This window comes from Streptomyces sp. NPDC058198, assembly GCF_042882605.1.
GTDB lineage: Bacteria > Actinomycetota > Actinomycetes > Streptomycetales > Streptomycetaceae > Streptomyces.
Window position 1 is genome coordinate 380,470 of sequence record NZ_JBHVVP010000003.1, and the last position, 25,235, is coordinate 405,704.

The 25,235-nt window shown below is 68.6% G+C and carries 23 protein-coding genes; 9 read left to right on the plus strand and 14 right to left on the minus strand.

Going from position 1 to position 25,235, the window contains the following annotated elements; all coding sequences use genetic code 11:
• Nucleotides 1-5 precede the first annotated feature (5 nt).
• Nucleotides 6-4,757: a caspase family protein gene (locus ACFVWW_RS14020; protein WP_386878357.1), complete on the minus strand. Its 4,752-nt coding sequence runs from the start codon at nucleotides 4,755-4,757 to the stop codon at nucleotides 6-8.
• A 16-nt stretch (nucleotides 4,758-4,773) separates the two neighbouring features.
• Nucleotides 4,774-5,169 (minus strand): hypothetical protein, encoded by a 396-nt coding sequence (locus ACFVWW_RS14025; protein ID WP_384336829.1) that lies wholly within the window; start codon nucleotides 5,167-5,169, stop codon nucleotides 4,774-4,776.
• 309 nt (nucleotides 5,170-5,478) lie between these two features.
• Here ACFVWW_RS14025 and ACFVWW_RS14030 point away from each other — a divergent pair, with 309 nt between their 5' ends.
• Nucleotides 5,479-5,874 (plus strand): FxLYD domain-containing protein, encoded by a 396-nt coding sequence (locus tag ACFVWW_RS14030; RefSeq protein ID WP_386878356.1) that lies wholly within the window; start codon nucleotides 5,479-5,481, stop codon nucleotides 5,872-5,874.
• A gap of 392 nt (nucleotides 5,875-6,266) precedes the next feature.
• Here ACFVWW_RS14030 and ACFVWW_RS14035 read toward each other — a convergent pair whose 3' ends face one another.
• The 4 genes from ACFVWW_RS14035 to ACFVWW_RS14050 all read right to left on the minus strand — a co-directional run bounded on the left by ACFVWW_RS14035 (nucleotide 6,267) and on the right by ACFVWW_RS14050 (nucleotide 11,719).
• Entirely contained in the window at nucleotides 6,267-7,601 is a 1,335-nt protein-coding gene (locus ACFVWW_RS14035) for a hypothetical protein (RefSeq protein WP_386878355.1), read from the minus strand.
• A gap of 141 nt (nucleotides 7,602-7,742) precedes the next feature.
• The gene (locus ACFVWW_RS14040) at nucleotides 7,743-8,825 is read right to left on the minus strand and encodes a ComEC/Rec2 family competence protein (protein WP_386878354.1); all 1,083 of its coding nucleotides are present in this window, start codon (nucleotides 8,823-8,825) and stop codon (nucleotides 7,743-7,745) included.
• Complete coding sequence (locus ACFVWW_RS14045) at nucleotides 8,822-9,538, minus strand: response regulator (protein ID WP_386878353.1); 717 nt, start codon at nucleotides 9,536-9,538, stop codon at nucleotides 8,822-8,824. The genes ACFVWW_RS14040 and ACFVWW_RS14045 overlap by 4 nt, the downstream gene beginning before the upstream one ends.
• Nucleotides 9,539-9,550: 12 nt before the next feature.
• On the minus strand, nucleotides 9,551-11,719 hold the full coding sequence (locus tag ACFVWW_RS14050; protein ID WP_386878352.1) for an ATP-binding protein: 2,169 nt from the start codon (nucleotides 11,717-11,719) through the stop codon (nucleotides 9,551-9,553).
• 17 nt (nucleotides 11,720-11,736) lie between these two features.
• Here ACFVWW_RS14050 and ACFVWW_RS14055 point away from each other — a divergent pair, with 17 nt between their 5' ends.
• Nucleotides 11,737-12,393 carry a tyrosine-type recombinase/integrase gene (locus ACFVWW_RS14055; protein WP_389679617.1) on the plus strand — a complete coding sequence of 219 codons (657 nt, stop codon included), beginning with the start codon at nucleotides 11,737-11,739 and terminating at the stop codon, nucleotides 12,391-12,393.
• On the opposite strand, the gene sodN is transcribed toward ACFVWW_RS14055, so the two are convergent.
• On the minus strand, nucleotides 12,345-12,740 hold the full coding sequence (gene sodN, locus ACFVWW_RS14060; RefSeq protein ID WP_030352782.1) for a superoxide dismutase, Ni: 396 nt from the start codon (nucleotides 12,738-12,740) through the stop codon (nucleotides 12,345-12,347). The genes ACFVWW_RS14055 and sodN overlap by 49 nt on opposite strands.
• 313 nt (nucleotides 12,741-13,053) lie before the next feature.
• Here sodN and sodX point away from each other — a divergent pair, with 313 nt between their 5' ends.
• Entirely contained in the window at nucleotides 13,054-13,470 is a 417-nt protein-coding gene (sodX, locus tag ACFVWW_RS14065) for a nickel-type superoxide dismutase maturation protease (protein ID WP_384184157.1), read from the plus strand.
• Here sodX and ACFVWW_RS14070 read toward each other — a convergent pair.
• Nucleotides 13,374-14,003 (minus strand): CGNR zinc finger domain-containing protein, encoded by a 630-nt coding sequence (locus ACFVWW_RS14070; RefSeq protein ID WP_384184160.1) that lies wholly within the window; start codon nucleotides 14,001-14,003, stop codon nucleotides 13,374-13,376. The two genes, sodX and ACFVWW_RS14070, sit on opposite strands and share 97 nt — an antisense overlap.
• Nucleotides 14,004-14,081: 78 nt before the next feature.
• Between ACFVWW_RS14070 and ACFVWW_RS14075 the strand changes: the two genes are divergently transcribed.
• Entirely contained in the window at nucleotides 14,082-14,855 is a 774-nt protein-coding gene (locus tag ACFVWW_RS14075; protein WP_386878350.1) for a class I SAM-dependent methyltransferase, read from the plus strand.
• Between the two features lie 94 nt (nucleotides 14,856-14,949).
• On the opposite strand, the gene ACFVWW_RS14080 is transcribed toward ACFVWW_RS14075, so the two are convergent.
• From ACFVWW_RS14080 to ACFVWW_RS14090, 3 genes are read right to left on the minus strand one after another with little or no spacing between them, the layout of a single operon-like run.
• Nucleotides 14,950-15,702, minus strand: coding sequence for an amino acid ABC transporter ATP-binding protein (locus ACFVWW_RS14080; RefSeq protein ID WP_386878491.1), 753 nt, complete (start codon nucleotides 15,700-15,702; stop codon nucleotides 14,950-14,952).
• Between the two features lie 5 nt (nucleotides 15,703-15,707).
• Nucleotides 15,708-16,658, minus strand: a complete 951-nt coding sequence (locus ACFVWW_RS14085) for an amino acid ABC transporter permease (protein ID WP_386878349.1) — start codon at nucleotides 16,656-16,658, stop codon at nucleotides 15,708-15,710.
• A gap of 29 nt (nucleotides 16,659-16,687) precedes the next feature.
• Nucleotides 16,688-17,650: an ABC transporter substrate-binding protein gene (locus ACFVWW_RS14090; protein ID WP_386878348.1), complete on the minus strand. Its 963-nt coding sequence runs from the start codon at nucleotides 17,648-17,650 to the stop codon at nucleotides 16,688-16,690.
• A gap of 519 nt (nucleotides 17,651-18,169) precedes the next feature.
• Between ACFVWW_RS14090 and ACFVWW_RS14095 the strand changes: the two genes are divergently transcribed.
• Nucleotides 18,170-19,423: an NADP-dependent malic enzyme gene (locus tag ACFVWW_RS14095; RefSeq protein ID WP_384184172.1), complete on the plus strand. Its 1,254-nt coding sequence runs from the start codon at nucleotides 18,170-18,172 to the stop codon at nucleotides 19,421-19,423.
• Nucleotides 19,424-19,620: 197 nt separating this feature from the next.
• Nucleotides 19,621-20,583: a zinc-binding dehydrogenase gene (locus ACFVWW_RS14100; RefSeq protein ID WP_386878347.1), complete on the plus strand. Its 963-nt coding sequence runs from the start codon at nucleotides 19,621-19,623 to the stop codon at nucleotides 20,581-20,583.
• 7 nt (nucleotides 20,584-20,590) lie between these two features.
• Here the strand turns inward: ACFVWW_RS14100 and ACFVWW_RS14105 are convergent, their stop codons facing one another.
• Nucleotides 20,591-21,433 carry an MBL fold metallo-hydrolase gene (locus ACFVWW_RS14105; protein ID WP_384184177.1) on the minus strand — a complete coding sequence of 281 codons (843 nt, stop codon included), beginning with the start codon at nucleotides 21,431-21,433 and terminating at the stop codon, nucleotides 20,591-20,593.
• A 63-nt stretch (nucleotides 21,434-21,496) separates the two neighbouring features.
• Between ACFVWW_RS14105 and ACFVWW_RS14110 the strand changes: the two genes are divergently transcribed.
• Entirely contained in the window at nucleotides 21,497-21,706 is a 210-nt protein-coding gene (locus ACFVWW_RS14110) for a helix-turn-helix domain-containing protein (RefSeq protein WP_384184180.1), read from the plus strand.
• Nucleotides 21,706-22,257 carry a Clp protease N-terminal domain-containing protein gene (locus ACFVWW_RS14115; RefSeq protein WP_384184183.1) on the plus strand — a complete coding sequence of 184 codons (552 nt, stop codon included), beginning with the start codon at nucleotides 21,706-21,708 and terminating at the stop codon, nucleotides 22,255-22,257. The genes ACFVWW_RS14110 and ACFVWW_RS14115 overlap by 1 nt, the downstream gene beginning before the upstream one ends.
• A gap of 110 nt (nucleotides 22,258-22,367) precedes the next feature.
• On the opposite strand, the gene ACFVWW_RS14120 is transcribed toward ACFVWW_RS14115, so the two are convergent.
• Both ACFVWW_RS14120 and ACFVWW_RS14125 read right to left on the minus strand, forming a co-directional pair.
• Nucleotides 22,368-23,381, minus strand: a complete 1,014-nt coding sequence (locus tag ACFVWW_RS14120; protein ID WP_386878346.1) for a helix-turn-helix transcriptional regulator — start codon at nucleotides 23,379-23,381, stop codon at nucleotides 22,368-22,370.
• Nucleotide 23,382: 1 nt separating this feature from the next.
• Nucleotides 23,383-24,267 (minus strand): DUF4097 domain-containing protein, encoded by an 885-nt coding sequence (locus ACFVWW_RS14125; protein WP_384184188.1) that lies wholly within the window; start codon nucleotides 24,265-24,267, stop codon nucleotides 23,383-23,385.
• Nucleotides 24,268-24,415: 148 nt separating this feature from the next.
• Between ACFVWW_RS14125 and ACFVWW_RS14130 the strand changes: the two genes are divergently transcribed.
• The gene (locus ACFVWW_RS14130) at nucleotides 24,416-25,222 is read left to right on the plus strand and encodes a hypothetical protein (protein WP_386878345.1); all 807 of its coding nucleotides are present in this window, start codon (nucleotides 24,416-24,418) and stop codon (nucleotides 25,220-25,222) included.
• Nucleotides 25,223-25,235 lie beyond the last annotated feature (13 nt).

The window sequence follows — 25,235 nt, forward strand, 5'->3', positions numbered from 1 at the left end:
GGCCTCTACACCGGCTCGAAGGCCACCGTAGAAGGAAGCGTGTAGCCAAGCTCTGTGAGGCGCGCGGCCACCTCGGCCGGACGCCGCTTGTTCGCGGCGGCGGCGCGCAGGATGTGTCTGAGGGCCACAGGTTCGTCGGCGCGCAGCCATGGGCCGCCAGTGCTGTTGTTCAGGCTGAGAAGATGCCAGTCGTCGCGCCCCGCGACGGGGGGCAGGGGGGTGTTGCCCGGGAGGCGATATCCGAACCCGGCCAGGTGCGCCGCCACCTCGGCGGGGCTGCGCCCGGTACGGGCGGCCGCGCTGAGGACATGCCCCAGTGGCAGCGGCATCCCGGGTTCCAGCCACGGCTGCTCCCGGTCGAGATTGGCACTGAGGAGAAGGGTGTCATCGGGCTTCGTGGCGTCCGGGATGACGGCGTCGGGTGACAGCCGGTAGCCGAGTCTCGTCAGACGCTCCGCGACCTCGGCCGGAGTCCGGCCGGTGGCCATGGCTTCTTCCAGTACATCTCCCAGAGGCACGAGGCCGTTCGCGACCAGCCACGGACTCTCTCTGTCGAGGTGGCGGTTGAGGAGGAGAAGGTCATAGGCGTCCGCGTGGTCGTTGATGACAGCCTCGGACGAGAGCTGGTAGCCGAGTTCCACGAGGCGTCTGGCCACATCCGCCGGACTGCGTTCGGTGAAAGCCGCTGTCCCTACCACATGACCGAGTTTTACCGGCTCGTCGATGACCAGCCAGGGGCTTGCCCGGTCCAGGTCGCGGCTGAGGAGGAGGGCGTCGTCGGCTTCTGCGTGATGGTGGAGTACCGCGTCGGACGAGAGCCGGTAGCCGAGCTCCGTGAGCCGCTCGGCCACGTTCGCCGGACTGCCTCCGACCGTGGATGCCGCCCCTATGACATGGCCGAGTGAGACAGCCTTGTCCATGGTCAGCCAGGGACTTCTGCCGTCCAGGTCGCGGCTGAGGATGTGGGCGTCGTCCGGTCGGGCATCGTCGGGGAGTACGGCGGCGGGTGAGAGCTGATGGCCGAGTTCCGTGAGCCGTCCGGCCACGTCGGCCGGGGTGCGTCCGCCGGTGTAGGCGACATCGAGAAGGTGACCGAGTGGCACGGGCCGGTTGTCGGCCAGCCAGGCCGCGTCACTCCGCTGGTCAAGTCTGAGCAGGGGGATGTCCCTGGTTTCCGCGCGGTCGTGAAACGCGGCAGAGGGGGAGAGGTGGTAGCCGAGTTCCGTGAGCCGCCCGGCCACGTCGGCCGGGGTGCGTCCACTGTGTCGGGCAGCGCTGAGAACGTGGCCGAGTGGCACGGGCGGGTCGTCGGTCAGCCACGGCGGCTCGCCGTCCAGGTCGCGGCTGAGGATGAGAAGGTCCTCCGCTCGGGCCTTGTCGGGGAGTACGGCATGGGGTGAGAGCTGGTGTCCGAGTTCCGTGAGGCGCTCGGCCACGTCGGCCGGGGTGCGTCCGGTGGCACGGGCAACGCTCACAATGTGGCCGAGTGGCACCGGTTTGCCAGGGAGCAGCCAGGTGGGTCCGGGCCCTCGATAGGGATCGGTTGATCTGCGAGCGGGCCTGTCGGTTACGTTTTGCAGGAGGGCAGCGTCCGTGGGACGTGCCAGGGGGACAGCGTCAGGAGCCACCACCGAGACTCCGGGAAACGCTCCGGACTTGGCCCACGCCAGCAAACGCCATTCGGACAACAGATCGGAAAACTCCGGGCCATTGCGGGAAGGGACCGGCCAGGCCGTCGAGGAGCGGGGCTCGAAGAGAGTGTCGTCGTTGGGAAAACACCCCACCGCGGTCACCATCGCCTCGTGTCCCCTGACGGTCCAGGGGCTGAGACGTGCCGTGATGGCCTGGGTGAACACCGCGTCGGCCAACCCCGGTCCGTGCTGCGCCAGACGGGACAGCCAGCGGTGGCTCAGCACCTGCGCGCCGTCCCTCAGCAGCGCGGGGATCTCCTGCCGCAGCAGGTCGGTGACATGGGTCTCGTCATGGCTCAGCGCCCGCCTGCGGTCCACGGTCAGCTGGGGCGCGTAACGGCCGGTGAGGCTGACCACGGCGCCGAAGAGCGGAATGCCCGCCCACACCCCGTCGGACAGCACCCCGCCGGGCCCGCTGCACCACCAGACGTCCGCTCGCGAGGTCGCGTCGACCTGGACGTCCTCCTCGCGCACGGCTTTCTCCGCGTGCGGATCCTCTGATCCGAGCGGAGCCACCGGGGAGAGCACCCCCGGGGACCAACTGAGTGTGTCGGCGGAGTCGGTCGCGGTCACGGCGTAGTCGGAGATCCACAGCAGACGCCGCAGCAGATCCGTACACGACGGAACCGTGTCCTGCGCCCGGAGGTAGAGGCGGACCGTGGTTCCCGCGTCGTGGCCCCGGCCGAGGTCACGGATATAGAAGAGGGCGCCCGGCCCGGCGATGTCCACCTGCAGGCGGCGGCCCGGATGACCGTCGGCGTCCAGCCGGCAGGTGGTCACCGTGATGTCGTCCGCGATCATGAAATAGCTGAGCACCCCGATACCGAACCGGCTGTTGGGGTGCAGGTGGATGCCCTCGGCCTGCCAGGCCGCCTGCTCTTCCACGTACTCGGGAAGGTCGGCGAAGCGCATGCCGGCGTGTGAGAAGACTTCGCGCAGCTCCCGCTCTCCCATACCGATGCCGTTGTCCGTGCAGTCGATATAGGCCCGGCCGTCCTCCTGCCCCTGGGTGAAGGTGATCCTGCCCGACCAGTCGGAGGGGTAGGAGTACCGACGCCGGAGGAAGTCGGTGCGCGCCTCGCGGTAGCGACAGGCGTCCAGCGCGTTCTGGTACAGCTCACGGATGGCCAGCGCGGGGTCGCCGTAGAGCTGTTCGCCCATCAGGAGTTCCTGGATCCGGTCGTCCGCGAGACGGAAGCGGAGGTCGGTGGACTCGTACGCGGGCGTTCCGGCCGCGGTGGCCGCGGCCTGCACCTGGTCGGCGGTGGCGTGCACCGGAAGATCCTGCAGCGGAGCCAACTGCGGTTCTGCGGCGGCGTGTACGTCGATCGCGCCCAGAAGCGCGTCGAGAGAGGCGGCCTGCTGCTGAAGCGACAGCCCGACGGCCGGGTGCCGGCAGGCGGCGTGCAGGACCCGGGTGCGCCCGCGCGGATCCCACCGGGCCGTTCTGAGGGTCTCGTGCAGCTCCGCGAGGTCCACGGCGTATCTGATCCCGAGGTGGTCCACCACCACGTCCGGCAGCATTGTCGGGTCGATCGCCAGCCGATGGGCCACGGTCAGCAGGGCGACGAGGAGCTGCTCGCGGACGCGCTGTTCGACCGGCGTGGTGCCGGCCAGCTGGCTCACCGGCCGTGCCTTGCGCGGGTCGGGCGCCATCTGCAGGGCGCGCAGCAGCGGCAACAGGCGCTCCGCCCCGAAGACTTCGGCGATCAGCCGGCTGTCGGCCGTCGACAGACCGCTCCCGAGGGAGGCCGCACCACAGGTCAGCTCCGTCAGGGTGTCGTCGCGGTGTTCGTGGGGCTGGAGGGTCAGCCAGCGGTGGAACAGCCACCATCCGATCCCCGAGGCCCCGGCGGTGTCACCCGTATCGGCGGCGCGCCCCGCGCGGCGTACCAGCCTGGACTGGCCGGCGAAGAACCGCTCGTAACGTGCCCGCTCTTCGGACGGCTTCGCCACCCGGGCGAGGTTCTCCGGCTCGACCGTCAGCGCCCGGGCGGCCGCGCGGTTCCGGTAGGCCGTACAGAGGAACGGGGTGACGGCCAGCAGAGCCCCCTCGGCCGGGGACAACGCCAGCTTCTCGGGATTGAGCACCTTGGAGAGCAGCCAGCTGAGCCGGTCGGTCATCCGCTCGGCGAACCCGACGGGACGCCAGGGATCGGCCTTCAGAAGACGGTCGTCCTTGTCGCTGCAGTGGCTGAGCCGGCCGACGAGCGCGGCGCTGGCCTCTTGGAGCGTCCGGGCGCCGGGACCGTCCTCCACCAGCTTCCATACGGGGTGTTCCCTGAGCAGCACCGACCAGATGTGCTGGTCGGGGTGTTCGCTGAGGCGCTCCGGCCGCTCGAAGACGACGAAGCTGTCGAGGTCGGTCTCGGTTCTCACCCGCACCTGCTGCCGCGGGCAGTTGTGCTCGGCGGTCAGCGCGTCGACGGCGCTCTGGAGCTGCTCCTTCACCTCATCGAGCGTGCCCGGGCCCATCTCGTCGGCCACCAGGCCGCTGAGCGCTCGCGAGAACAGACTGAAGGTGCTGGTCCCCGACGTGGTGTAGCGGGCACGCTCGCCGGGCGAGCACGCGTACACATGGCAGTAGTGCCGCTCCCCGGTCTGCCGCACCTGCATCTGCGACCAGCCCGCGGTGTTGGAGGCGGCCATGTCCCGCAGGGTGATGCCCTCGCGGCAGGCGTCGACGAAGACGACGACGTTTCCGGCGCGGCTCCGCTCGACGTAGCTGCCGAAGTCGAGGGACAGGCATCGGCGGCGGAAATCGTGAGAACTGGTTCTCGCGCCGCGAGGCACCAGATAGTCGACATTGTTGTGGTGGATGCCGTGCCCACTGAGATAGAGCAGCAGCGTCTCGCCGTCGCGGGCGTCCTGGAAGAAGCTCTCGACCGCCGAGTCGATGCTGTCGAGATCGGTCTCCTGGACGTCATGGATGGCGACCTCGTACCCCGCCGCGTCCAGCGCCTCGGACAGCTCGGCGAGGTCGTCCTCGATGAACGGCAGGTCGTCGATGTCCTGGTCGCGGTAGTACGGCACACCGATCAGCAGGGCGCGAAACGATTCGCTCATGGCGCGATGCGGTCCGCTACGAGCCGAAGGTCAGCGTGATGGCGCCCTTGGCCGCCACCTGGGCCGAGGTGCCCACCAGGGCGATCCCTCCACCGGCCGTCACCTCGAAGGAGACCTGCGCCTGCATGAGCGGCATTCCGCCCTCCGGCACCGTGATCTCGCCGATCACCTGCTGGAGACCGTTCACCGCGCGCTGGAGATTGTCCCGCAGCACCGCCACCGGGATGTCCCGGATGGATCCCTCCCCGCCGCCGCGGCGGAAGATCCCCTTCTCACCGGCGCTCGCACCGGGCGGCGGCGGCGGGGTGTCGTCGATCGACACCAGGAAGGACAAGGTCTGTACGGGTGGTACGGATACGGGCGGTACGGGCGCCTCGGTGTCGGTGCCGCTTTCCTGACTGCTCCGGAACATGGTCCCCCCAATGTGCCTGCGGTGCGGAAGCTGACACATCATAAGACCGCCCGGGGGCGGCGGCTGTCCGGCGTAACGGATCGGCGACGCGGGGGCGTCAACACGCGCCGCCGCCCGTACGGTGAACGGCACATTCCACACTTCCGGGGGGCCCTCGTGTCGAGTCCGTATCCGCCGCCGCACGGGCAGCGGCCCCAGTGGGGGCCTCAGTCCCCGCCGCCGCAGCGGTGGGACCGTCCGGGCCCGGGATGGGGGCCGCCCCCGCCACCGCCGAAGAAGACCCCGGTCGCCCTGATCGTCACCTTGTCGGTGACGGGCACTCTGGTGCTGCTCGTGCTGCTCGGCGCGCTGGTCTCCGCCGCCGGGGACTCGCCGTGGAAGGAGCGCTCCTCGCCGCCCACACAGACGCCGCAGGGCGCCGAGCAGCCGGCCAAGGACGTGAAGGTCACGGGCTGCGAGGTGAACGGCCTGACGATGTGGCCCGCGGCCGACCTGGAGATAACGAACTCGACCGGGGCGAAGGCCAATTACGTCGTATCCGTGGAGTTCGTAGACGCTGCCGGCACCCGCCTCGGCGAAGGAATGGCAGCCACCAGCAACCTGGCGGCGGGCCAAACGGCCAGAGAAAAGGCCCAGGGCCTCGACCAGGTCTCGGGCAAGGTCGCGTGCAAGGTGACAAAGGTAATGAGATACCCCTCCCGCTAGCCCCTGTCCGCATCGCTCGACGGCACCCACCCACCCCGGCGAAGACGACCGCACCCGGTCCGGCAGGGGCTCCGGGTGGGGAGGTCTGCGGGCCGGGTACGGGCGGGTGGGCGCTGCGGGGAATGTGACCGCAGGTCAGGCCTTCTTGGTCTCCTAGTAAAGGAGACCTCCGGTGATGGGCGCCGCAGGTCGCCGGCCTGGTCTTTTGGTGATGGCTGGCGATGGGGTGCGATGGTCTCGATCGGGTGCCCTGCGGACTGTGTGCGGACTGATGCCACTCGGCATTGACTCTGTGATCAGGACTTGTGATTGCTGCCGCCTCGCACTCGTGCCGTATCCGATCATCCTGTCCGGGTCTGTCCGTCTTCCACCCTCCCTACCGGTTGTGCAGGTCAGTCCCAGGGGAGTGACCGAACTACGGTCACTGTCAGGTGGCGACAGCGAATGCGCTCGTCGAGCCAATGAACGACTTTCGGTCCGTCCAGCACTTCCAGCAGCTCCCGGCAACGTGCCACGCCACCTGTCAACGGCTCCGCCACGATCAGGTGGTTGTCCACGGCCACTGGCTGGTCACCTTGAATGAGAATCCCTGTTCCACGGGCGCCTCCTTTAGCCCCTTGCCCCGGCCTGGATGTACGGCGCATAACCACGAAGGGGGGTTCGAGCAAGCGCCCACCGAAGCGGCGCCTTCGCAGTGGAAGGCCCATCTCGCCTTGACCCGGCAGTTCCCTCGCCGTGAGATAGGGAACCTCTGGTCCGTCGTGAGAGTCTCGGTTGTCGACGACAGGGCCGACTCCAACACGGAAATGGTCGCCTATGGCCCTGTCCGTGGTGGCGGCGGACGGCGGCCACCAGGCGACTGCCCCGGGGTGGCCGCCTGCTCTCCGTATAGCGGAGAGCAAGAAGACGTCTACGTCGGTGTGGTCGTCGAAGAGGCCGTGCGGGCGGATCTCCTCCAGCTCCAGCTGCTGGGTGAGCTGGCCTCGCCATGCTCGGTAGCGGCTTCCGCTGCGTAGTACGTCGGGCAGGACTGCGAAAAGCCTCCCGCCTGGGGCCATCGCGGCTGATGCCTGAGCGGTGAACGTCGCGGCCAAGGATGTCTTGCCCGTCGACCATGTACAGCCGGGGAGTGCCGCGTCCATGCCGTAGGGAGGATTCAGAAGTAGTTGGCCTCCGAAGCCACGGTTTTTGGACACTTGACGCAAGGCCTCCAGACCATCGCCGACTTGTACCCGCAGGAAAGCAGTACGCCACCGCTGTTCCGTGAGCGGGGCATCGGATCCGACAGCGCGATGACGTTCCAGCACGGCCAGGACCAGCCGCATGCGCGCCACCGTTACGAAGGGATCGTGAAGGTCATGCCCCCGTACTCGGCGGTTCCACACAGTGAGCGTCTCCGCTGGCGTCGCCCCCAGTAGGAACTGCGCGGTGCCAGCGATGAGCAGGTCGCCGCCACCACAGGTGGGGTCCCAGATCACTGGTGTCCGTACGGGTGCTGTGCTGCGCGTCAGGAGTTCCTCGTACGACTGCCGGACTCCGCCGGTTGTGAAGAAGGATCCGGTAGCACGGCGGTCGGCTCGTGAAACCATACGTCGCAGTTCCGCCGACGCCTGGCCGTTGAGGGCATGCGCCACGTCGTCCGCCACACGGCGCCAACGGCCTGAGGCCACGTCGGTCACCAAGGTCTCAAGCTGACGTGCGTAGGCGTCGTAGGCGGCAATACTCATGTGTTCCCCTCCTGCTGATCCGGAAGGGATGACGTCCTGGATCAAGTATCTGGATTGGCTGCGATGTCATTCTGCAGCAGCGTCAGGGGCGTTGGGAGCGGATCACCTAATCCCGTCGCGCTATGACCCACCAGCCACTTCCTACAGGCCGACGTTGTCGGGAGCCTTGCGCGGACCGGGGAAGGGGAGTCGGCAGAGCGGATTGGCCACGGCACCGCCGTCGACGAACGACCGATGGGTCTCCAGCGGCGGGTCAAAGCGCAGTCCCGCCTCGACGCGTGACACGGTTACGCTGCCCGCACAGGCCCGGCCGGATTTGCGGCCCGCTGCCGGGAGAACCGCCAGATGCCGGTCGGTGACGAGTTGCTTCTCCTCGTGGCAGTGGACGGACAGTTGCGTGCATGCGATGTGGGCTTCCGGAGCCGCCAGCCGTACGCCCGCCATGATCGCCTGATTCGGATTGGCAGGGCGCAGTCCACCTCGGATGGAGAAGATGACCAGCTGAGGGTCCACCAGCTCCGTCAGCTCTTTGGCGAAAGACTGCGGATCAGCCTTGCCCGGGAGTCCTCCGTGGTGGGGAAAGACGAGGACTGGCGCCGAGAGCTGCTGGCCGTTCCCTTGAATGTGCTTGAGTGCTACCGCGTCCATGTCAGCCGCGAGGAGGACGGCGGGTTCCTCCTCAAGGTGCACGCGGACCACGATGGACACTGTGTTGGTGTCCAGATTGCCGAAGGTCGGGGAGTTCTCCGTTGGGCCGGTGCCGGCCATCAGGAAGCTAGGGTGGCAGACTTCGAGCCTCGCCCGGCCGCAAAACAGCGTTTGCGGTGTCTCCGTGTGCAGCATCTGGTGTCCACCGAAGCCGCCGCGCCTGTGGCGGGTGTAAACGGCTCGGATCAATCGCTCCCAGATTCGGGTGTTCTTCTTCGCATCCGGATTGAACCAGGCAATTCCCACCGTGCGCAGCGGATCTAGCAGGATCTGCGGCCCGCCCCCGGCATGGTCCTGGTCCGAGTGCGAGATGATCAGGTGCTCGATGTGCTGGCATCCAACGCGATCAAGTTCGCGCTGGACGATGTCGCCGGGGGCTGCGTCGATGACAGCGCAGGTTGCGCCATCGCGCACCACCGCAGAGTTGCCGTGCCCGACGTCCAGCACGGTGACAGCTAAGTCTCCTTCTGCTTGCTGGCTGAGAGGCAGTTCCGGGGAAGGGGTTGGGTCAGTCATGCGCTGAGCCACTCCTGCGGAAGATCGGGAGCGAGGATGATGTTGCGATAGAAAAGGTCGGAGGCTTCCTTCGCGTAGCAGTTCACCTCGGCCTCAAGCCACCGACCGGGAAGTTCTTCCGGACGAACACCCGTTGCCTCCTCAATGGGGCGCAACGGCATCCAGACGGAGGAGTCGATCTTCCAGCCGACCACGACGACCTTTGCCTTGGGTTCCTCACCCCCGGGCTGGACCTCGAGGACTTCGATCGGTGTTGCGAATGCTCGACGCTCCCGGGCAAGGTTTCCCGCCAGCTCATCCAGCGTGTACCGGAGCGCCTCGACTACCTCATCAGAGGCATCGGTCTTGTCGACAACGCTCGGGATGCCCTCCCGCCAGCGCAGAATCGCGCCGTTCTGCTCAGTGTTCACATGGCTGCTGATGAGCACGGCGGGCAACGGCGTACCCGCGCGTCGGTTGGCCTTGCAGACCAGCTCCGCGCCCGTGAAGCGGACGTTGCCGCGCCCCGCAAGGATGTGGTCGCACACCACGGCGTCGTAGCGATTGCCCAGGGAGGCAAGAAACGCGTCGGCGTCCTGGCCAGGCGTAAACTGGGTGATCATTTCCGCGCGGAAACCCGCGTCCTGAAGTGGAGGGATGAGGCTGACCGCGTCATTGACGTCGTCGTCGATGACTACGACCGACGATCCCGCTGTCAGTGGATGTACGCTCACTCGGCCCCCAGTTCATGCCCCTTGGCCCCCGGCGGCTTGGGCCGGCAGCCAGATCATGATACGTGCCCCACCCAACTCACCGTGCTCACGGGCTTCTTGGGATCCCCCAAGGTCGGCGACGATGTCTCGGACGATCGTGAGGCCCAGCCCGGTCCCGTTGTCGCGCGTCGTCTTGCCCGGCAGCCAGATCGCGCTCAACGAGATTTCTTTGATTCCAGGACCTGAGTCATCGACACAGAGGCAAAGACGAGTTGTGCCTCCCTCCACGACCAGGCGCGTTCGGACGCGGACCGTGCGCTCAGGCCGGATGGCGTCCGTACGGGTAAAGGCATGCGCGGCATTCACGATCAGATTGGACAGGATCGACTCGATGTCGGCGATCGTGCTGCGAACGATCGCGCCCTCCGCATCCAGATCGTATTCGACCTGAATTCCGCGCTCGTCGAGATAGCGGGAGAACAGTAGGACGATGGCCGGGCACTCCCGGTCGAAATCGACGTCGGTGATCTGCCGCTTGTTCTTCGTGAGGAGGGTCAACGGAAGACGAGCGAAGGTCTCCAGGGTCCTGGCGCTGTCGATCGAGTTCTCAACCGACGAGTGGAACCTGTCTTTGTACTCGTCCTCTGAGACATGCTGTTTGACCCGACGGCTGACCGTCTTAACCTCGTTGATGATGCGCGCCGCTGGCTTCATCGCCTCGTGGGCGAAGACCGCGGTGCTGGTGCCGACTGTAGCCAAGGTCCGATACAGGAGCAGGTCTTCGCGGAGCGCTTCGATTTCCTGGCGCTGCGAGTCGAACACCTCGGATGCTCCGGCGGTGAAGGACTCCAGTACGGCGGAATCAGCGGAGCCATCCAGAGTTGGCGCCTCCGAATCCTTTGGGCTGATGGCCTCCAGGAGGTTCTGGAACTGCTTCTCGGCTTCTTTGACCCGGTCGCGCGCTTTCGGCGCCGCGCCGATGCGACGCTGTTCCCGAAGTTCGAGTCGTTGATCCGCCGACCAGTCTAGAGCGCGCTTGGCGAACTCCTGCAGTTCTAGGAAAGCCAGGTTGTCCACGAAGCCGCTGCGATCCGTCTTAGGCTGGAGGAGGTCATCCGAGTCCTCCACCTGAATGCGGCCCACGGAGTTGTTTGTGGACGGGCGCACCTCGGGGCTCGCGGCGCGCCTCAGGTTAGTGAGCAGCCAGTCATTGCCTATGTCCCCGTAGGGCTGTACGCGCAACTGTCTATGATATAGGTGAGCTCCGCCTACCTGCCTGAGCCACATCTTGATCTCTGGTGTGGGTTGCTGCGCGAGTCGAACTTCCTTGGATGCCCCAGGATTGAGATTGAACATCCACATCTCGAACATGGCTGGTGGTGCAGAAAACCCCAGAGGCGCGTTGCGATTGCCACGCCCTTGGCGTCTCCTGCCCACATCATCGTGCGCCGCCGACTTGATGACTTCGCCACGCCAGTTGTAGAGGGTCGCGGAAGCCTTGCCCCGCTCGTCCAGCTCGGCCATCAGACGAAATTCAGCCCATTGGAGCAGATCTCCCGTGATCACCCTTGAAAGGTACTCGAACTCTGGTGAATCACAGGTCACTCGAAACGCCGAGCCATCCGCGAAGGAAAATGGGCCTGTAAGCATGAGCACTGACCGTGCTAGACGATCAGCGTCCTGCTTGGTGACTCCCTGGCGGAGCCCAGTGATCTCGACGGTTGTGCCGGTCCGTCCCTCGCATCGCTGGGTCGCGACTGTCAGTGGGACGTCTTCAACCGCTTCAGCCCCGTCGATACGGTCCCAGTCAATGGTCAGGGTGTGCTCGAAGTCGGGGTCGTCCACGGAGCGCGTTCGTACGGTGGCTTGCGTGCCGAGCCGGAGGGCGGCAATTCTGCCCAGCCCCTTTTCGCCCACCTTGCGTCGAAATTTACGGGTGTGAGTGTTCGACGATTTTCCGGACTTTCCAATGAGGAGAAATCCATTGGCGAGCTGCTCCGCAGTCATTCCGTCACCGTCGTCCGAGACGATAAGAGTGCCGCCGGGCTGCTCGGCCTCACTCGTCCGTAGTTGACAGTGGGTGGCGTCCGCATCGTAGGCGTTACGGACGAGTTCCATGATGCCCAAGTCGGCGTGTGGGACCAGTTCTTCACCGAGCCGGGCGAGGATCTGCGGGGCGAAGCGGAGGTGGTGCTGCGTCAAGGCGTTCCTCCCGTACGGTGCGGCCAAGGCGCGCCGTTCGGTCGATCGGGCGGGCCATCGAGAATCGTAGCCCTCTCCTCTTCGGCGAACATGAGCGACGAGAAACCACATGTCGCCAGGGCGAGCGTGTCGCGTCTGCCGTCAGGGAAGATCGGGCCGCCGAAGACCGCCAGGTCACGTCGGACCGTACCGTTGGCGAGGTCGCGACCGACGCACTCCTCGGGCATCTCGCCGCCCGACCGTCGAAGCAGTGGCTGTTCACCATGGAGGAGGGGGAGCCGCTCAACTACCGGCGGTGGAAGACCGAGTGGAACGGGGTCCGCAAGGTGCTCCAGGCGGCCGAGAACGGGGCCGCCGAGCGCGAGGGGCGTGAGGACGTCGAGCTGTCGCACATGGTGACGCACGATCTGCGCCACTTCTGCGCCTCTGCCCTGATCGCCGGCGGAGTGAGCGGCAAGCAGGTCCAGCTCGTCTTCGGACGCGTGGCCGCCGTCATCACGCTGCGGACCCAAGCACACCTGTGGCCCGGCAAAGACGACCGCACCCGGTCCGGCAGGGGCTCCGGGTGGGGAGGTCTGCGGGCCGGGTGCGGGCGGGTGGGCGCTGCGGGGAATGTGACCGCAGGTCAGGCCTTCTTGGTCTCCCAGAAGATCTTGTCGATCTGGGCGATGTAGTCCAGAGCCTTCTGGCCCGTCGCCGGGTCCTTCGAGCCCTTCGCGGTCGACAGCGCCTTCAGGGTGTCGTTGACCAGCTGGTGCAGCTCGGGGTACTTCTCGAAGTGCGGCGGCTTGAAGTAGTCGCTCCACAGCACTGAGACATGGTGCTTGGCGAGCTCGGCGCGCTGCTCCTTGATGACTGTCGCGCGCGCCTGGAAGTGGGCGTCGTCGTTGCCCTGCATCTTCTCCTGGACGGCCTTGACCGACTCGGCCTCGATGCGGGCCTGAGCGGGGTCGTAGACACCGCAGGGGAGGTCGCAGTGAGCGCTGACCTTCACCTTGGGGGCAAACAGGCGGGAAAGCATGGAGCTGTCCTTCCTCGTGATCGTCTTCTCAGGTGGGACATTACTCCGTGAGAAGCCTGTTTTCGCGAGTGCCCCCTAGGTCCTGTCCGGCGGATTTCGCGGATCGGCCCGCGGCGTCTGGTGCCGTGCATCGCAAGGCGGAGGATCGCCCATGTACTGGATGTACTGGGGTGACTCCGACAACGCGGCGAGGTGCGGTACCAGGCGTCGCGGGCCCGCGAGGTCCGCCGGACAGGGCCTGGGGCTTAGGACAAAAGTCCGGGGTGAATATGGGACTGGTGGCGGAACGTACCGTGAGACCGGGAGGTGCCGGATGACGGAGCACGGGCGGGAGCCCGGAGCGCGGTTGGGGATCGCTGAAGTGAGGGGTCCGTCCATGTATCCGACGCTCAAACATGGCGATCAGCTGCTGGTGCAGTACCGGGCTCCGGTGAAGGCGGGCGATGTGGCGGTGCTGAAGCATCCGTTGCAGCAGGACCTGCTCATCGTGAAGCGGCTGGTGGAGCGGCGCGACGGGGGGTGGTGGGTGCTCGGGGACAATCCGGGGGCCGAGGGGGACAGCCGGGTGTTCGGCGCCGTGCCCGAGGAACTGCTGCTGGGGCGGGTCAGGGCCCGGTACCGGCCGCTCGGCGATCAGCGGTCGGCGCGCGCGGTGGTCTCGTGGCTGGTGTCGGCGCTGCGTCCGGTGCGGGCCGAGCGCTCGGTCTCCAGGCGTTTGCGGGCCCGGTAGGCGGCGACATTGGCGCGGGTCGCGCAGCGGTCCGAGCAGTAGCGGCGCGAGCGGTTGGTGGAGGTGTCGAGGTAGGCGTTACGGCACGGCGCCGCCTGGCACAGGCCGAGCCGGTCGACGCCGTGCTCCGTCAGATGGAACGCGAGGCCCATCGCGGCGGTCGCGGCGTATCCCGCCGTCGCGTTGGAGGGGTGGTCCGCGAGGTGCAGGTGCCAGCGCGGATGGCCTTCGTCGTCGAGGAAGTCATGGCCGGAGATCTGCGGGCTGACCGGGAACTCCAGCAGCAGGGAGTTGAGCAGGTCCACCGCCTGGGTGGCCTCGCCCGAGTCGGCGGCGGTGAAGACCGCGCGCAGCCTGGCCCGTACCGACCGGAAGCGGGTGACATCCGCGTCGGTGGCGCGGCGTGCCGCCTGGGAGCTTGCGCCGAAGAGGGCACGGACGGCCTCGACCGAGGTCAGGGTGTCCGTGCCGCGGGCCGGTTCCTCGGTGTTGACCAGGCGTACGGCAGAGTCCGAGTAAGAGGCCAATTCCACTTGTAGTCCTTACGGCAGCGGTCTAGAGTCGACGTAATAGCTGATCGTGCTTCTAGGGTATTACGGAGGAGGGTTTCCATGTCGGAGACCGGGACCGGTACGGCGGCCGGCACCGACTGGCGGGCCTGGCAGGAGAGCTGGGACCGCCAGCAGGAGTGGTACATGCCGGACCGCGAGGAGCGCTTCCGGGTGATGCTGGAGATGGTCGAGGCCGTGGCCGGCCCCGAGCCGCGGGTGCTGGACCTCGCGTGCGGTACGGGGAGTATCACGGACCGGCTGTTCCGCCGGTTTCCCGGCGCCACCAGCACCGGCGTGGACCTCGATCCGGCCCTTCTCGCCATCGCCCGCGGGTATTTCGCCGGGGACGAGCGCGTGAGCTTCGTGACCGCCGACCTGAAGGACCCGGGCTGGGTGGAGCGGCTGCCGTACACCTCGTACGACGCCGTGCTCACCGCCACCGCCCTGCACTGGCTGCACAGCGAGCCGCTGACCGCGCTGTACGGACAGCTCGCCGGGCTGGTCAGGGACGGGGGCGTCTTCATGAACGCCGACCACATGAAGGACGGGAGCACCCCACGCATCAACGCGGCCGAGCGCGCCCACCGGCACGCCGCCATGGACCGTGCCAAGGCCGCCGGCGCTCTCGACTGGGCGGACTGGTGGGATCTGGCGGGCAAGGATCCGGTCCTCGCCGGGCCGACCGCCGAGCGCTTCGCGATCTATGGCGAACACGCCGACGGCGACACGCCGTCCGTGGACTGGCACGCGCGGACGCTGCGCGAGGCCGGCTTCGGCGAGGCGCGAGCGGTCTGGTCCTCGCCCTCCGACTCCGTCGTCCTCGCGTTGAAGTAATAAGCAGTCAAGCGAGCGCTGAAGCGAGCACCGCGCATACGTCAGGGGCGGCACGGACCCGTCCGTACCGCCCCTGAACGCTCTCACAGCACCCCTACAGCACCTTCGACAGGAACGACTTCGTCCGGTCGTGCTGCGGGTTCGTCAGTACGTCACGCGGGTGGCCGGACTCGACCACCACACCGTCGTCCATGAAGACCAGCGCGTCGCCCACCTCACGCGCGAAGCCCATCTCGTGCGTGACCACGATCATCGTCATGCCGTCCTGTGCCAGGTCGCGCATGACGTCGAGGACATCACCCACCAGCTCCGGGTCGAGCGCCGACGTCGGCTCGTCGAAGAGCATCAGCTTCGGCTCCATGGCCAGCGCACGCGCGATGGCCACCCGCTGCTGCTGGCCGCCGGAGAGCTGTGACGGATAGTTGGCCGCCTTGTCGGCCAGGCCGACCCGGTCCAGCAGCCGTTCGGCGCGGGCACGGGCCACGGCCTTCGCCTCGCCCCGGACCTGGACCGGCGCCTCCATGATGTTCTCGATCGCCGTCAGGTGCGGGAAGAGATTGAAGCGCTGGAAGACCATGCCGATGTCCCGGCGCTTCCTGGCGACCTCGCTGTCCTTGAGCTCGTACAGCTTGTCGCCCTTCTGGCGGTAGCCGACCAGCTCGCCGTCGACCGACAGCCGGCCGGCGTTGACCTTCTCCAGGTGGTTGATGCACCGCAGGAAGGTCGACTTGCCCGAGCCGGACGGGCCGATCAGACAGAACACCTCACGCGGCGCGACCTCCAGGTCGATGCCCTTGAGGATGTGGGCGGCGTCGAAGGACTTGTGGACGCCCTCGGCCTTCACCATCTGGGTCATGCCATGCCTCCCTTGGGCCGGCCGAGGGACAGCACATTGACTCTGATGCGCTGGAACGGCGTCGGCGGCAGGCTGCGGCTCGACCCGCGCGCGTAGTGACGCTCCAGGTAGTACTGGCCGAGGCTGAGCACCGACGTCAGGATGATGTACCAGACCGCCGCCAGGAAGAGCATCTCCACCGCGGCGCCCGACGTCTGCGCCACATTCTGCGTGGCCCGCAGCAGCTCGGTGTACTGCACGGCCACCGCCAGCGACGAGGTCTTGAGCATGTTGATGACCTCGTTGCCCGTGGGCGGCACGATCACCCGCATGGCCTGCGGTACGACGATCCGGCGCAGCGTCTTGGCATGGCTCATGCCCAGCGCGTGCGCCGCCTCGGTCTGGCCCTCGTCGACCGACTGGAGGCCGGCCCGGCAGATCTCCGCCATGTACGCGGCCTCATTGAGGCCGAGGCCCAGCAGCGCGCACAGGAACGGGGTCATGAAGGACGACCACTCGTCCTTGTAGATCGGCCCGAGGTTGATGTACTCGAAGACGATGCCCAGGTTGAACCAGACGAGCAGCTGCACATAGACGGGTGTGCCGCGGAAGAACCAGATGTAGAACCACGCGATGGCGGAGGTCACCGGGTTCTTCGAGAGCCGCATCACCGCCAGCACGATGCCGAGCACCACGCCGAGGATCATCGCGAGGACCGTGATGATCACCGTGTTCTTGACGCCCGTGAGTATCTGGCCGTCGAAGAAGTAGTCCGGGATGGCGGCCCAGTTCACATCGCCCTGCGCGAAGGCGTAGACGAGCGCGACCAGCACCCCGATGGCCACGACCGCGGACACGTACCGCCCGTAGTGCCGCACCGGAATGGCCTTGATGGACTCCGGTGGGATGCTCGGCTCGTCCCGGGGTGCGTCCTCGGGCCCGTCCGACTTGTTGATCTCAACAGTCACGGATGCTGCCTTTCAGAGCCGGGAGCGGATCAGGAGCCGCCGTTGAGCTTGGCTTCCGTGACCGCGCCGGCTTCGACACCCCACTTGGCGATGATCTTGCCGTACTCGCCGTTCTTGATGATCGCGTCCAGGGCGGACTGGAGCGCCTTGGTCAGTTCGTTGCCCTTGGCCACGGCGATGCCGTACGGAGCGGCCTCGACCTGCTCGCCGACCAGCTGGAAGTCATTGCCGCCGCCCGAGGTCTTCACCGCGTACGCGGCGACCGGGAAGTCACTGGAGCCGGCGTCGGCGCCGCCGCCGCGCAGCCGGGTCTGGGCCTCCAGGTCGTTGTCGAAGGCCTCCAGCGCGATCTTGCCCTTGCCGGCCGCGGTGCACTTCTCGCTCTCGGCCTTCGCCAGGTCGTGCGAGACGGTGCCGCGCTGGACGACCATCTTCTTGCCGCACAGGTCCGACCAGCTCGCGATGCCCTTGTCGGCGCCCTTCTTGGTGTAGATCGAGACACCGGCGGTGAAGTAGTCGACGAAGTCGACGCCCTGGCCGACCTTCTTGCCGGTCTCGCCGTCCACGCCGTCCTGGCGGTCCTTGGTGTCCGTCATGGCCGACATGGCGATGTCGTACCGCTTCGAACGCAGACCCGTGAGCAGCGTGTCGAAGGTGCCGTTCTCGAACTCGAACTTCACCCCGAGCTGCTTGCCGAGCGCGTCGGCGAGGTCCGGGTCGATGCCCACGGTCTTGCCGGCCTTGTCCTTGAACTCGACCGGCGGGTACGCGATGTCGGAGCCGACCTTGATGACGCCCTTGTCCTGGACCGCCTTGGGCAGCTGGTCGAAGAGGGGCGCCTTGGCCGAGTCGGAGGATTCGACCTTCTTCGAGCCACTGTCCGTCTGGTCGCCACAGGCGGTCAGCAGCATGGCGCCCGCGACCGCGATCGCGCCAACCGCGGCGATCCGGGACTTCGCGGCGGTCGTACGACGGGTGGTGCTTGCGGTCATGATCAGGGTCCTCCGACGGGTGAGGGAGCTGCCAGGTGGTCGGGCACGCTTCTTCGAGTGTCGCGACCGTGTGTGATTAGGGCATCCTGCCATTTGGACTGGCCCATTCAGGGGACCAGGCATGTCAAAATCGGGTAACGGGAGACCCCCGCACCCCAATATGGCGGTACATCAGAACCGGACCATCTGTTGGAACGCCTTCTTCCGGCCGGATAATCTCCGGCCCCTTTCGTCCCTCGAACGCGATTCATACCGTGTGACGGAAGTGTCCGAATGTTCGGCTATGAGTCATGTCACCGCGGGGATGTGGACTCGTGGACGATGCGACCGTCGGGTAAGAAGGACGATTACACCCCTCATCCGGGGCTCAGGGCGCGTGTGCGGCGCGCCCGCGCGTGCGCATATCCCCCTGCCGGGCGGGCCAACCGTCGACGCGGGGCGCGGACGCGGTGCCCACCCACCCCTCCTCAACCAGGAGTGGCCACCCTCAACTGATGAAGACTTTAAGGGGTCACCTACATGGCAGCGGAGATCGTCAATCCTCGCAGCGACAGCGCTACTGGCAGCGCTGATGACACCGCTTCTCCCGGCGCCGACAGTACGCGGAACGCCACCGAGGAGCCCTTCGATCCGGCCTTCGCGCTGCACCGCGGCGGCAAGATGGCCATCCAGGCCACGGTGCCGGTGCGCGACAAGGACGACCTGTCCCTCGCGTACACGCCCGGTGTGGCGAAGGTGTGCAGCGCGATTGCCGAGCACCCCGAGCTGGTGCACGACTACACCTGGAAGTCGCAGGTCGTCGCCGTCGTGACGGACGGTACGGCGGTGCTCGGGCTCGGCGACATCGGCCCGGAGGCCTCGCTCCCCGTGATGGAGGGCAAGGCGATCCTGTTCAAGCAGTTCGGCGGCGTCGACGCGGTGCCGCTCGCGCTCGCCACCACCGACACGGACGAGATCATCGAGACGGTCGTGCGGCTCGCTCCCTCGTTCGGCGGGATCAACCTGGAAGACATCGCGGCGCCGCGCTGCTTCGAGATCGAGCGCAAGCTCCAGGAGCGGCTGGACATCCCCGTCTTCCACGACGACCAGCACGGCACGGCCGTCGTCACGCTCGCGGCCCTGCGGAACGCGGCGAAGCTGACCGGGCGCACCCTCGGTGATCTGCGCGCCGTCATCTCGGGCGCGGGCGCGGCCGGTGTCGCCATCGCCAAGTTCCTGCTGGCGGCGGGCATCGGCGATGTGACGGTGGCCGACCGCAAGGGCGTTGTCAGCGCCGACCGCGACGACCTGACCGACGTCAAGCGCGAGCTGGCCGGGATCACCAACCGGGCCGGGCTCTCCGGCTCGCTGGAAGCCGCGCTGTCCGGCGCGGACGTCTTCATCGGCGTGTCCGGAGGTACGGTCCCGGAGCCCGCCATCGCCTCGATGGCGCCCGGCGCGTTCGTCTTCGCGATGGCCAACCCGAACCCCGAGGTCCACCCGGACATCGCGCACCGGTACGCGGCGGTCGTGGCGACCGGGCGCAGCGACTACCCGAACCAGATCAACAATGTGCTGGCCTTCCCCGGGATCTTCGCGGGGGCGCTCCAGGTGCGGGCCTCCCGTATCACCGAAGGCATGAAGATCGCCGCGGCGAACGCGCTGGCGGATGTCGTCGGCGACGAACTCGCCGCGGACTACGTCATTCCGTCGCCGTTCGACGAGCGGGTCGCGCCGGCCGTGACGGCGGCGGTGGCCGCGGCGGCCCGCGCGGAGGGCGTCGCGCGCCGCTGACCGCCTCTGGCGCCTGTACGGCTCGTACGGGCCGCGTCGTGGCCTCCTGGGGAGGTACGACGCGGCCCGTAGCGCTTTCCCGGCGTCCGGGACGTGCGCTTTCCCGGCGTCCGGCCCGTGCTTTCCCGGCGCCCAGGACGCGTGTCACACGCCCGTACGGTTCCTTGCCGTCCGGCTCCAGCCCTAGGGTCAAGGTCATGTTCGCCGCCTACGCAGCACGCATCGACCGCGACCACCCCCTCAACGGCCTTGAGCTGGGCGAACGCCCCGCGCCCGAGGCGCGCCCCGGCTGGACCACCGTCACGGTGAAGGCCGCCTCCCTCAACCACCACGATCTGTGGTCGCTGCGCGGGGTGGGGCTGAGCGAGGACAAGCTGCCGATGATCCTCGGCTGTGACGGAGCCGGCGTCGACGAGGACGGCAACGAGGTCGTGCTCCACTCCGTCGTCGGGCAGACCGGCCACGGGGTCGGGCCGCGCGAGACCGGTTCGATCCTCACCGAGCACTACCAGGGCACCTTCGCCGAGCAGGTGACCGTGCCGACCTGGAACGTGCTGCCCAAGCCCGCCGAGCTGACCTTCGAGCAGGCCGCTTGTCTGCCGACCGCCTGGCTGACCGCGTACCGCATGCTCTTCACCAACGCCGGTGTACGGCCCGGGGATTCGGTCCTCGTCCAGGGCGCGGGCGGCGGGGTCGCCACCGCCGCGATCGTGCTCGGCAGCGCGGCGGGGCTGCGGGTGTACGCCACCAGCCGCGATGCGGCCAAGCGGGCGCGGGCCGTCGAACTGGGCGCGCTCGACGCCTTCGAACCGGGCGCCCGGCTGCCGCAGCGCGTCGACGCCGTCATCGAGACGGTCGGCGCCGCGACCTGGTCCCACTCCATCAAGTGCCTCCGGCGCGGCGGCACCCTGGTGATCTCCGGCGCGACGAGCGGCGACCGGCCGGAGCACGCCGAACTGACCCGGATCTTCTTCCTGGAGCTGAGGGTCGTCGGCTCGACGATGGGGTCCAAGGACGAGCTGGAGGATCTGCTCTCGTTCTGCGCGACGACAGGCGTACGGCCGGTCATCGACCAGGTGCTGCCGCTGGACCGGGCGCGGGAGGGCTTCGCGAAGATGGCCGCGGGTGATCTCTTCGGGAAGATCGTCCTGACCAGCTGAGCGACGGTCAGTCCTCGGACTGGTGCACGAGGATGAAATCGCCGTACGGGTACGAGCCCGGCCGGCCCGCGGTCTCCGTCAGCGCCCGGCGCAGCGTGCGCAGATGCGCGGTCGTGAGCGCGAGCGGGGGCTCGTCCGGCTGGTGGACCGTACCGCGCGGATAGTCCACGTCCGGTGTGGTGGTCATCTCGATATGGCAGCCCAGCACATCGGTGACGGTCCGGGACGCGCAGAAGTCGAGCAGCCGGTCGACGGTCCGGGTGTACGCGGGCGCGTCGCGGACGTAGAGGCGTCCGGGGTAGAGGGAGTCGCCGGTCAGCAGCAGCCCGGTGTGCCGGTCGTGGAAGACGACGGCGGCCCTCTCGTGGCCCGGCCCGGGGATGAGATCGACGACGCGGCCGCCCAGATCCAGTTCACCGAGCCCGTCCGGCCAGCCGGTCAGTCCGTACGCGGCGAGGACGTCGTCGAGGCCCGGTCCGACGACCGTGGTGTGCGGGCGGCCCGCGAACTGCGCGTCCGCCGCGATGTGGTCGCCGTGCCCATGGGTGTGGGCGACGAGCAGGCCGTACGCCTCCGGGCGCGGATGGCGCCGCAGCCAGTCCGCCACCAGCCCGTCGACGGTCTCGCGCAGCGGGAAGCGGGCGGGGTCGGCGGTCGCTCCGGTGTCGAGGAGCAGCGCGCGCTCGTTCCCGAACAGCAGGAAGAGGAACGGCGCCTCGAAGTGCACCGACTTGCCCTGACGCAGGATCAGCGTGTGCTCGCTGTGGACGTGGACCTGAAGGGGTACGTCGGCGTGCCAGTCGACGTCGAGCGTGCCGGGCACGGGTGCGTCCGCGAGGTAGTCGATCACCTGTCCACCCTAGACCCGTCAACTTTGGTTGACAGACGCTTGATGTCAACATAAGTTGACATCATGACCGAAGCAACGGATCTCGCCGAACGGGCGGGTGACCGCGACCCCCGGGTCGGGCTGAGGGCCGTCGCCGCACTGCGGCGGCTGCTGGAACAGCTCGAATCCGTACAGGTGCGCAGCGCCCGCAATCAGGGCTGGTCGTGGCAGGAGATCGCGGACGAGTTGGGCGTCAGCCGGCAGGCCGCGCACAAGAAGTACGGGAGGCAGTGATGTTCGAACGCTTCACCGAGGGCGCCCGAGGTGTGGTCACCGGGGCTGTCGGACACGCCGAGCGCACGGGTGCGGACACGGTCACCGAGGAACACATGCTGCTGGCGCTGCTGGACCAGGAGGGCACGCGCGCGTCCTTCGCGTTCGCCTCGCTCGGGATCGGCGGGCGGCGCGAGTCGGTGGAGACCGCGCTCGCGGAGGCCCGGCGGCGGGGCGGCCTGTCGCAGGCGGAGGCGGAGGCGCTGGCCGGGATCGGGATCGACCTGGGGGAGATCGTCTCGAAGGTCGAGGAGGCGCACGGGGAGGGGGCGATGCGGGTCGGCGCGAAGCCGAAGCGGTGGTGGCCGGGGCGCCGGGGGTTCACGCCGGCGGCGAAGGGGGCGCTGGAGAAGTCGCTGCGGATCGCGGTGGGGCGCGGTGACCGGCATATCGGCGACGAACACATTCTGCTGGCGCTGACGGCGTGTCCTGGTGTGGTGGCGGAGGTGCTGGCGGACCACGGGGCGACGTACGCGACGGTGTCACGCGCGATGTTCGGCGAGCCGGAGTGAGGCGCGCGGGGGCGCGGGCGGCGCGATGCCGGCGCCCCCGCCCTCGGCCGGCCGCGCGTGCTCCCGCGCGCCCCACCCCGCGCCCCACCCCACGCCCCCCACTGCGACCGTCAGGCCCGCGGCGTACGCAGAAGCGCGCTGATGTGGGCCGCCGCCGTGGACAGGTGACGGCGTGCCTCGCCCAGTTGCGCCTCCGTCACCCCGTGGTCCCTCGCCGCGTCGCGGATGTCGTCGCGGAAGCGGTCCAGCAGCCGGTCCAGGGTGCGCGCCGGATCGTCCGTCTCCGGCGTGTCCTTCGCCCAGCCGGGCTCGGGGCCGGGCTCGGGGGAGGGTTCGGCGGCCGACTCGGGAGCCGGAGCCGGAGCCGGGTCCGCCGGCTTCGTACGCGACGGACGTGCCGTACCGGCCAGCCCGCCCAGCTGGCCGACCAGGTCCGAGAGCCCTTCCCGTACCCCCGTCGGCCAGTCGCCCCGCACGAAGTGGTCCTGCACCTGGTCCTGGACCTGCTGCGCGATGCGCTGCATCGCCTCGCGGGCCCGCTGCGCGTCCTCGCGGGCCCGGCGGGACTCGTCCTTCGCCCGGCGGGCCTGCTCCTTCCACTCCTGCTTCGCGCGCCGCAGCTCTTCCTTCGCCGCGCGCCACGACTCCGCGTCGCCGAAGACCGTGTCCCCGAAGGCCGCGTCCCGGTCGCCGTCCCCGGGACCGCCCTGGGCCGTGGAGGACTTCGCGGAGGATTTACGGGTCGCGGACGCCGCCGCCCGCATCTCGCTGCGCAGCTGGCCCGCAGCCCCCCGTACGTCGTCGCGGATCTCCGCGGCGAGTTCGGAGACCGAATCCCGGATCTCCAGCTCCAGATCGGCCAGTTCACCGCTGCGCCCGGCCAGCTCCGCGCGTCCCGCGTCGGTGATCGAGTAGACCTTCCTGCCGCCCTCGGTGGCGTGCGTGACCAGGCCCTCGGCCTCCAGCTTGGCGAGCCGCGGATAGACGGTGCCCGCAGAGGGCGCGTACAGGCCCTGGAAGCGCTCCTCCAGTAGCCGGATCACCTCGTAGCCGTGGCGCGGGGCCTCGTCGAGGAGCTTGAGCAGATAGAGCCGGAGTCGCCCGTGGGCGAAGACCGGAGGCATGTCAGAGCTCCTTCGTGTCGGCCGCTACCGGAACGGTGTCGTGCGGTTCGTCCTCCGCCGGCGGTCTTCTCAGCAGCGCGATCGAGCCCGACACCGTTGTCGCCCTGAGCGTGCCCGTGCCCGCCCCCAGCGTGCCGGTGATCTTCTTCGCGCCCCACTGCCCGCTGACCCGCAGATCCTCGAACGCGTTGGAGACGGTGCCGCTCGCCGTGTTCGCCTCGACCCGCACGTCCGTGGGGTGCGGCAGCCGGATCGCGACCTCGCCGGAGACCGTGGCCAGCTCGAGCTCCGTGGGCTTTCCCGCCGGGGCGAGGTCGATGACCATGTCGCCGCTGACCGAGTCGGCCCGTACGGACGCCCCCGCGCCCTCGATGAACGTCAGATCACCCGAGACCGACTGGAAGCGGAGGTCGCCGGTGACGGCCTGGGCCTCCAGGTTGCCGGAGACGGTGTCGGCGCGGACCGGGCCCGAGAGGCCCACGAGGGTCGTGTCGCCGGTGACCCCGCGGATGTCCGTACGCCCCCGCATTCCGGAGATCACGGCCCCGGCGCCGACCAGTCCGACCTCGACCGCCGTCCCGGCCGGGACGGCGAGGGAGACGACGGCGCTGCGGTGCCGGCCCTTGCGGTCGAGCCACTTGAGGAAGCCCTTCCAGGGCAGGTCCTCGTAGGCGACCGTGAGCGTGGAACCGCTCTTGGTGACGATCAACGGCGGGCCTTCGACGTGGGAGATCTCCAGTCGGGCGCCGCCCTGCTCGTTGAGCACGGCTTCATCCGTGCCGACGACATTCACCGTCCCGTTGACGATGCGCACGTTGAGTGCCGTCACCGGGTCGTCGAAAGTGAGCTTCTTCCGCTCAGCGACTTCCCACGTGGACTCTGCCATGGTGCTGACCTCCCTGGCCGGGCGTGACGCAACATATCGCGTCTTCGATGTAACACGATATATCGCGGTTACGGGAAGTCAAGGCCAGTGGCAGGCCGTAACGGGGCGCAGCGCTCGTATCGGGGCAAAGTGCCCTAGCGTAAGGGCCATGAACGCGACATCCGCAGGGGCGCTGCTGCTGTGCCGGGCCGAGCCGGCGGCGGTACGGCCCGCCGCCCAGCTGCTCCGCGAACGGCTGCTGCTCGCCCCGGCCGGCCGGAACTGGAGCGTGCTGGTCCCGGAGGGGAAGCGCTGGCTGGACGGCGACCACCCGGTCGACCGGGTGGTCGCGGGCTGGGCCACGGCGCTCGCCGTCGGCGCCGACTGGCCGGTCCTCGCCCTGTGGTGGGACACGGACCGGGCCGGGTACACCCTGGCGGCCGGTTTCCGCAGCCCCGTCGGCTACATCTGGCTGGCGGACGGTACGCCGGCCGGCGAGGACGAGGCGATGCGTACGTTCGCGGCCCGCCTCGGCCTCGACCCCGTACTGGACGTCCAGGCGCTGGAGCCGATGACCCGTCAGGCTCCGGAGGCCGATGCCCGGGGCCGGCTGCTCGCGCTGGCCGAGTTCCTCACCCGTACCGGCCTCAGGCTTCCGGCCGGCCTCGCCCCGGGCGAACCGGCGGACCGGTTGCGCGAGGTGGCGCGGATCCGGCCGGGCGCCGAGCAGATCGAGGGGGCCGGCCGGCGCGATGCCGTACGGACCGAACCGGACGTGGTGGAGGGCAGTCCGCTCGGCCCGTGGCTCTGCGGCCCCCGCGCCAGGGCGCTCGGTGCCGCGCAGCTCGCGGCCGGCGTCTCACTGGCCCTCTGGGCAGCCCGCCGCCGCAGCGGTGGCTGGGCCTTCGCCGGCGCGCTGCTGATCGCGCACGGCGCGCTGGGACTCGCGTACGACCGGCTGCGCGCCCAGGACTGAACCCGGCACGTCC

What these genes read in the sequence shown, in the direction of transcription:
- ACFVWW_RS14115 (WP_384184183.1), top strand. Translation starts at nt 21,706, where the DNA reads ATGTTCGAACGCTTCACCGAGGGCGCCCGAGGTGTGGTCACCGGGGCT.
- ACFVWW_RS14095 (WP_384184172.1), top strand. Translation starts at nt 18,170, where the DNA reads ATGGCAGCGGAGATCGTCAATCCTCGCAGCGACAGCGCTACTGGCAGC.
- ACFVWW_RS14090 (WP_386878348.1), bottom strand. Translation starts at nt 17,650, where the DNA reads ATGACCGCAAGCACCACCCGTCGTACGACCGCCGCGAAGTCCCGGATC.
- ACFVWW_RS14110 (WP_384184180.1), top strand. Translation starts at nt 21,497, where the DNA reads ATGACCGAAGCAACGGATCTCGCCGAACGGGCGGGTGACCGCGACCCC.
- ACFVWW_RS14020 (WP_386878357.1), bottom strand. Translation starts at nt 4,757, where the DNA reads ATGAGCGAATCGTTTCGCGCCCTGCTGATCGGTGTGCCGTACTACCGC.
- ACFVWW_RS14120 (WP_386878346.1), bottom strand. Translation starts at nt 23,381, where the DNA reads ATGCCTCCGGTCTTCGCCCACGGGCGACTCCGGCTCTATCTGCTCAAG.
- sodN (WP_030352782.1), bottom strand. Translation starts at nt 12,740, where the DNA reads ATGCTTTCCCGCCTGTTTGCCCCCAAGGTGAAGGTCAGCGCTCACTGC.
- ACFVWW_RS14100 (WP_386878347.1), top strand. Translation starts at nt 19,621, where the DNA reads ATGTTCGCCGCCTACGCAGCACGCATCGACCGCGACCACCCCCTCAAC.
- ACFVWW_RS14025 (WP_384336829.1), bottom strand. Translation starts at nt 5,169, where the DNA reads ATGTTCCGGAGCAGTCAGGAAAGCGGCACCGACACCGAGGCGCCCGTA.
- ACFVWW_RS14080 (WP_386878491.1), bottom strand. Translation starts at nt 15,702, where the DNA reads ATGGTGAAGGCCGAGGGCGTCCACAAGTCCTTCGACGCCGCCCACATC.
- ACFVWW_RS14035 (WP_386878355.1), bottom strand. Translation starts at nt 7,601, where the DNA reads ATGAGTATTGCCGCCTACGACGCCTACGCACGTCAGCTTGAGACCTTG.
- ACFVWW_RS14130 (WP_386878345.1), top strand. Translation starts at nt 24,416, where the DNA reads ATGAACGCGACATCCGCAGGGGCGCTGCTGCTGTGCCGGGCCGAGCCG.
- sodX (WP_384184157.1), top strand. Translation starts at nt 13,054, where the DNA reads ATGACGGAGCACGGGCGGGAGCCCGGAGCGCGGTTGGGGATCGCTGAA.
- ACFVWW_RS14075 (WP_386878350.1), top strand. Translation starts at nt 14,082, where the DNA reads ATGTCGGAGACCGGGACCGGTACGGCGGCCGGCACCGACTGGCGGGCC.
- ACFVWW_RS14040 (WP_386878354.1), bottom strand. Translation starts at nt 8,825, where the DNA reads ATGACTGACCCAACCCCTTCCCCGGAACTGCCTCTCAGCCAGCAAGCA.
- ACFVWW_RS14125 (WP_384184188.1), bottom strand. Translation starts at nt 24,267, where the DNA reads ATGGCAGAGTCCACGTGGGAAGTCGCTGAGCGGAAGAAGCTCACTTTC.